Annotated in this window: 5 protein-coding genes; all 5 read right to left on the bottom strand. The window is 71.6% G+C overall.

Annotated features, from left to right (window positions below; genetic code table 11):
• Nucleotides 1–405: 405 nt before the first annotated feature.
• Nucleotides 406–987, bottom strand: a complete 582-nt coding sequence (locus ACYVD5_RS25135; RefSeq protein ID WP_461003611.1) for a hypothetical protein — start codon at nucleotides 985–987, stop codon at nucleotides 406–408.
• Between the two features lie 384 nt (nucleotides 988–1371).
• The gene (locus ACYVD5_RS25130; protein WP_461003610.1) at nucleotides 1372–2178 is read right to left on the bottom strand and encodes an SDR family oxidoreductase; all 807 of its coding nucleotides are present in this window, start codon (nucleotides 2176–2178) and stop codon (nucleotides 1372–1374) included.
• An 83-nt stretch (nucleotides 2179–2261) separates the two neighbouring features.
• Nucleotides 2262–3251, bottom strand: coding sequence for an NADPH:quinone oxidoreductase family protein (locus tag ACYVD5_RS25125; RefSeq protein ID WP_461003609.1), 990 nt, complete (start codon nucleotides 3249–3251; stop codon nucleotides 2262–2264).
• A 143-nt stretch (nucleotides 3252–3394) separates the two neighbouring features.
• The gene (locus ACYVD5_RS25120) at nucleotides 3395–4303 is read right to left on the bottom strand and encodes a universal stress protein (RefSeq protein WP_461003608.1); all 909 of its coding nucleotides are present in this window, start codon (nucleotides 4301–4303) and stop codon (nucleotides 3395–3397) included.
• Nucleotides 4304–4609: 306 nt separating this feature from the next.
• On the bottom strand, nucleotides 4610–6265 hold the full coding sequence (locus tag ACYVD5_RS25115; RefSeq protein ID WP_461003607.1) for a glycine/sarcosine N-methyltransferase: 1656 nt from the start codon (nucleotides 6263–6265) through the stop codon (nucleotides 4610–4612).
• Nucleotides 6266–6422 lie beyond the last annotated feature (157 nt).

Raw genomic sequence — 6422 nt, 5'->3', positions numbered from 1 at the left:
GCGGACCGCTTCGGTGCCGGCGGCTGCGGCGTGCGGGCCGCGGGCGGCGGCCCGGACGCGCCAACGCGGGTGCAGCCGCACCGCTCCGATAAGAGTTTCCACTGGTCAAGGCGGATAAATGGCTTCCGGGCAGTCCGGTGGCGAAGGTGCGGCACGTCCGTATCGGTGCACGCGGAAAACGATTGCCCTGGCACCCGAGGGCAGGCGTCGGCGCCGCCGGACGCGCATCGTGCGGAGAACCGGGCATGATCCGTGTCACACCACTGGCGCACCGCGCCCGCCCGTTGCGCGAGTCGCGCGGACAGGCGCGCGGAGCCGGCGCGCCCACTCGGCCCGCTCAAGCCGGCTCAGCGCCCTCCGGCCCGCTCGCGGCGGCCCCGGGTGGCTCGGAGCGTCCGGACGGCCTCAGGACGGCCTCAGGCTGCTGCGCAGCCCGCCGGTGCCTTCCTCCTGGCCGTAGGGAAGTTCGTCGGCCCGTTCTCCGCTGGGTGTCATCGCGAACCAGGTGCCGTCGGCGCCCTGGCCGTTGACGTCGCCGGGATTCACATCGCCGGAGAACCGGTACAGCGGCCAGCCCGCCAAGGTGAGCTGCGAACCGCCCTCGTCGTGCTCGATCCGGTCGACCGCGCTCTTGTCGAGCCCGTCCGTGGTCACCTCGCCCTCGACCAGCGCAGGCGGCCACTGCTCCGCGCAGTCGTCAGTGCAGGTGGACTCCGAAGGGTCGGCGCTGTCGGCGGTGTAGACGTAGAGCGTATAGCCCTCGGCGTCGGTGACCACGGGGCCGACCGGAGTCTCATCGGCGACGTTGACGGTGGCCGCGGCATCCTCGGCCGACTCGCCGGGCAGATCGGCCGAGCCGGATTCGCCGCCGGGAAAACCCGCCCCGCAGCCGGACACCGGCGCCAGCACCGCCACCAGGACAGCCGCCGGCAGCGCGGCGGCGCCGGCCCGCCGGCGCTTCATGGCGCTGAAAGCCTCCACGGTCACACCCCTTCCGCTGTGTTGCCGCGCAACCGAACGTATCGGTGCGAACGCGCTCCGGAAACGACTTCACCGAAGTATGTCCGTGATTTGAGCGGGATTTGGGGTCCGTAACCGGGTGCCGGTATGCGGGCGGTGCCGGCCCCGGAGGGCGTTGGGTCCCGGGACACCTCCGCCGGAAGCGGCGGCTGCGGCAGGCAAGGAGGCGAGCCGCGCGGCCGGCGGGGCGGCGATTGCGGGGTGGCGCCGCCACCTCGCGGAGCCGCAACCCGTGCCTGCTTCCGGTTGTCCGCTATCCCCAGCTTGTCGGCTTTTCCGGGATTGCGGCCAGGGTTGCGGCCCGGGTCGTGACGTGACCGCCGCGCCCCGCCGCCCCGCTCCTGCCGTCCGCTACTCCGGTCGGGCCGCGGTGCTCGGGCGGATCCTGGCCCATGCGCGGCGCATGCCCTCGATCCAGCGGTCGCGGTCGGCGGCGCGGCGCTGTTCGAAACCCGCCGCCTCGGGGTGGGGCAGGATGAGGAACCGGCCCTCGTGCAGCGCCGCCACCACCGACTCGGCAACGTCCTCGGGCTCGATGTAGGAGCCCCCGAGGCGGGTCGCCGCAGCGTCGCCGTCGCCGGCGGTCATCGCCGTGTTCACGCCCTGCGGGCACAGGCAGGAGACGGAGATGTTCTCGTCGGCGTGCCGGATGGCCAGCCATTCCGCCAGCGCGACGGCGCCGTGCTTGGTGGCCGAGTAGGGTGCGGAGTCGAGCTGGGTGAGCAGGCCGGCGGCCGAGGCCGTGACGATCAGGTGCCCGCCGCCGCGCCCGGCCATGCGCGGGAACAGTGCCCGCGCAGTGTAGACGTGCGCCATGACGTGCACCCGCCAGGACAGTTCCCAGTCGGCGTCCGTGCCCAGACCGGGCCCTGACGCGACACCGGCGTTGGAGCACCACAGGTCGATGGGCGCGTGGTCGTGCTCGATGCGGGCGACGGCATCGGCGACCGCCGCCTCGTCGGAGACGTCGAAGGCCAGCGAGTGGGCGCGCTCGCCGAGCTGCGCGGCCGCCGCGGCGGCGCGGTCGCCGTCGCGGTCGGTGACCACCACCCGCGCCGCGCCCTCGTTCAGCAGCCGCTGGGCCAGGGCCCGGCCGATCCCGCCGGCGGCGCCGGTGACGACGGCCGTCGTCCCGGGGATGGAGAACGGTTCGGCCATGGCGCGGCTCCTCAACATTCCGGGCGGCTCTGGGGACGGCGGCACCGGCACCGCGGCCGGGGCCGATCGGGGTGTTCAGGTGCTCAGGGGGCGAAGACCAGCCGGCCGACCGTGTCGCCCTCGGCGAGCCGCTGCACGCCCGCGGCCAGTTCCGCGGCGCCGAGGCGCTCGCTGACCAGCGGCTTGGCCAGCCCCTTTGCGGCGAGTTCGGTGAGGCGGTCGTGGGCCTCGGCGATGGCCTCGGGCACCCGCTGGCGGTACAGGCCCCAGTGCAGGCCGAGGATGGAGTAGTTCTTGATCAGCGCGTGGTTCAGCCGGGGCGCGGGGATGGTGCCGCCGGCGAACCCGACGACGACGATGCGCCCCTCGAAGGCGATGCATTTGGTGGAGCGCTCGTAGGACTCGCCGCCGACCGGGTCGAAGACCACGTCGGCGCCCCGCCCGCCGGTGAAGTCCTTGACCGCGGCGACGAAGTCGTCGGCGCGGCGGTCCACCACCGCGTCGGCGCCCAATGCGGCGGCCGTCGCCGCCTTCTGCGGCCCGCCGACGACTCCCACCACGTGCGCGCCGGCGGCCTTGGCCAGCTGCACAGCGGCGCTGCCTACCCCGCCCGCGGCGGCGTGCACCAGCACGGTCTCGCCTTCGCGCAGGCGGGCGCGGCGGTGCAGGGCGAACCAGCCCGTCTGGTAGCCGATGAACAGCGAGGCCGCCTCGTCGTCGGTGAGCGCCGCGGGGGCCGGGAACACCGAGTCGGCGCTCATCAGTGCGTAGTCGGCAAAGGCGCCGGCAGGCAGGTCGGCGCTGCCGATCACGCGGGTGCCGGCCTGGGCGCCGATGCCGGAGACCCCCTCGCCCACTTCGGCGACGTCGCCGCACAGCTCCACGCCGGGCGTGAAGGGCAGCGGCGGCTTGACCTGGTAGGTGCCGCGGCACAGCAGGGCGTCGGGGAAGTTCACCGCGGCGGCGCGGACCCGCACCAGGACCTGGCCGGGGCCCGGACTCGGAACCGCGGTTTCCTCCGGCCGCAGGACCGCTGCCGGCTCGCCGGTCTCGTGCACCCGCAACGCTCTCACTGGCCGCCTCCGCAGACTCCGCACTCGGATACCGGTCGGTCAGATACCAACCGGTCGGTCCGTAGCAGTCAACCGCGGCCCGCGGCTGCGCGTCAAGGGTCCGCGTGCACGGGAGGTCCCGGGCGCCCGGGACTCCGGCCGGCTCAGCGCACGACGGCGACCGGGCCGTGTGCGCCGTGCAGCACGGACTGGCTGACCGAGCCCAGCATCAGGCCGCGGAATCCCCCGCGGCCGCGCGAGCCGACCACGATCAGATCCGCCGGCGTGGCCTCGTCCAGGATGGCCACCACCGGGTGGGCGCGCACCGTGCGCAGGTCGACCGAAACACCCGGGTACTCGGCGCGGATGTCCTCCAGTTCGGCCTCGGCGGTGCGGCGCGCCGTGGCCTCGACGGCGTCGTCGTCGAACGCCTCGGGCGGCACGGGTCCCATCGCCGACACGAACGCCGCCATGGGCTGCCAGGCGCACACCCCCAGCAGTTCGCTGTCGGTCCACCGCGCCTGCGCGAAAGCGAATTCCACCGCCCGGCGGCTGGACTCCGAGCCGTCGACACCGGTGATGATGCGGCCCTTGGCCCCGTGGGCGGCCTCGTGCTTCTTCGGCAGCACCACGACCGGCACCGGCGAGTGCGCGGCCAGCTCGATGCCGACCGAGCCCACGAACGCCGAAGCCAGGCCGCCCAGGCCCCGCGAGCCCACGACCACGGCCGAGGTGTCGGACTGCTTGGCTTCGTCGAGCAGCGCCTCGGCGGGGCGGGAGGTGGGCATCCGGGTGCGCACCGATAGCTCGGGAAACAGCCGCAGGATCCAGTCGCGGGCGTAGTCGAGCAGCGCCTGGGCATCGCGCAGCCGGTCGGAGGTCTCCTGTTCGCCGCCGCGCGGCACGATCTCGCGGAAGGCTCCAGCGGAGTCGGGCGGGCCGACCGCTGTGACGATGGTGATCCCGCGCCCGCGCAGCGCCGCCTGGTTGGCCGACCATTCCAGCGCATAGCGGCTGGACTCGGAGCCGTCGACGCCGACGACCACCCACAGTTTCTCGGACGTGCCGTTCATCTCGCGCTCCTCCTCCTGCCGACGCGGCCTCGTCCGGGCGCCGCGGCCGGCGCGGCCACGCGGCGCTGGGGCCGGCCGGGTTCTCCGGGCGGGTCCGACCGCGGCGGCCGCACGGTATCCGCAGCGCAGAGTACTCGCGGTCGTGGTACCCGGAGCCGGCGCCGGTGGAAACCGCCCGGAACCGCAGCGGTGTCCTGGCCGGTGCCTACCCGAAGTGCCGCCGGCGACACGCCGCCCGCAGACACCAGCGGCCCCGCGGACGAGCCGCGGGGCCGCTGGTGAGTCGCCGGGGGGTAGGCGCCGCGATCAGGCGCGGTAGTGCAGGATGCCCCAGGCGAGAGAGCCCGACCGACCGCCGTTGACCCAGTTGCGCAGGCCGGTCTTCATGTGCTCCAGGTACTCGTTGCTGATCTTGCCGCTCAGCTCCGGCTCGCGGCGCTCGGTCTCGGCGAGCACGCGGCCGTAGTGGTTGGGCAGCTGCTCGCTAAGGTCCTCGAACCCGACCTTGCTCATCCCCAGCCGTGCGGCCTCGCGGTCGTAGAAACCGGGGGTGCCCATGGTGTCCAGGTGCAGCCGCTGCAGGATCGGCTGCAGCGTCTCCGAGGAGGCGCTGTCGGTCGCCATGGGGTCGGTGAACACGAAGTGGCCGCCCTTGCGCAGCACGCGGACGACCTCTTCCATGACACGCGAGCGGTCACCGCTGTGCAGGAAGGCGTCCTGCGACCACACGACGTCGAACCCGTTGTCCTGGACCGGGATGTCCTCGAACGACCCGTCGATGACGGTGATGAGGTGGTCCAGCCCCGCCTCGCGGTTCTTCTCGCGGTTGCGCTCGTTCTCGACCTCACTGAGGTTCAGGCAGGTCACCTGGCAACCGTAGGTGGCGGCCAGGTAGCGGGCGGAGCCGCCGTAACCCGCGCCGATGTCGATCACCTGGGTGTCGGCGGTGACGTCGACCTTGCCGGCCATGCGCTCGACGGTGCGCGCACTGGCCGCGCCGATGTCATCGTTGTCGGACTCGTAGAGGCCGACGTGGATGTCGGTGCCGCCCCAGATCGTGTGGTAGAAGGTGTCGGCGTCACTGGAGTTGTAGTAGTCGCGCGCCGTCTGCACCGCGGTCGAGTACGCGTCGCTGAGCTCGTCGTCGGTGTAGTAGGACTTCTCCGCGATGTGGATGAAGAAGTCCGGCTCGTTGGCGCGGTAGGTCTCCTGGAAGTCGCCGTAGGTGTCGATCTTCTGGAAGCCCACCTCGCGCATGAGCCGCCGCACGTAGTTCTTGCGCAGCGGGAACATGTTCAGGTGGTACTTGGACTCGTCGGGGAAGCGGTAGACGAACCGGGCCAGGCCCTCGTCTACGTGCTCGGGCTCGGCCGAGACCTCGTCACCGCAGTAGTAGTAGGTGTGGCTGTTGCCGTAGTCGCCGTCGAGCAGGCTGTCGTAGTTGCGCTGATCCAGGATGAGCACGCCGTCGTGCTTGAGCATCGCATAGAACTCGGCGAGCGCCTTGCGGCGGTCGCGCTCCGAGAACAGGTGCGTGAACGAGTTGCCCAGGCAGATGATCGCATCGTAGGTCCCGTGGACGTCCCGGTTCAGGAACCGCCAGTCGGCCTGGACGATGCGCAGGATGTGCCCGCCCCAGGTTTGGCCGTTGGCGAAGGCCTGAGCCAGCATCTCCGCACTGCCGTCAGCGCTGACGGTCTCAAAGCCCTCTTCGACGAGGCGGACCGAGTGGAACCCGGTTCCGGTCGCCACGTCGAGGACCTTCTCGACGCCGCGGGCCTTGAGCTGCTCGATGAAGAAGCGGCCCTCGCTGGCGGAGCGCTTCTTCCAGTCGATCAGCTCGTCCCACTTGTCGACGAACCCCGTCACGTACTCGGCTTTGTAGTGGTCGGTGTCGCGAACGGCCAGCGGGTCGTCACCGAAATGCTGCTGATCCTGTCCTTTAATTGTTCGACTCCTCACACTCGAAAAACCCTCTCACCAGACACACACGACGCCGAGGGTAAAACTTCGCGCCTATACATTGAACGCCATGACCCCCACCATAGTTCAAGTGGCAGAAGGCATTTTTCGGGTGTCTTCGCAGGTCAGAGCGTAAAAATTCACCCCGGGTCACCAT

It is taken from the genome of Streptomonospora sediminis (genome assembly GCF_054778995.1).
This window is presented reverse-complemented; position numbering and strand designations above follow the sequence as displayed.

Bases quoted from the DNA above. Each gene is read 5' to 3' on its own strand.
- ACYVD5_RS25130 (WP_461003610.1), bottom strand. From the start codon at position 2,178: ATGGCCGAACCGTTCTCCATCCCCGGGACGACGGCCGTCGTCACCGGC.
- ACYVD5_RS25120 (WP_461003608.1), bottom strand. From the start codon at position 4,303: ATGAACGGCACGTCCGAGAAACTGTGGGTGGTCGTCGGCGTCGACGGC.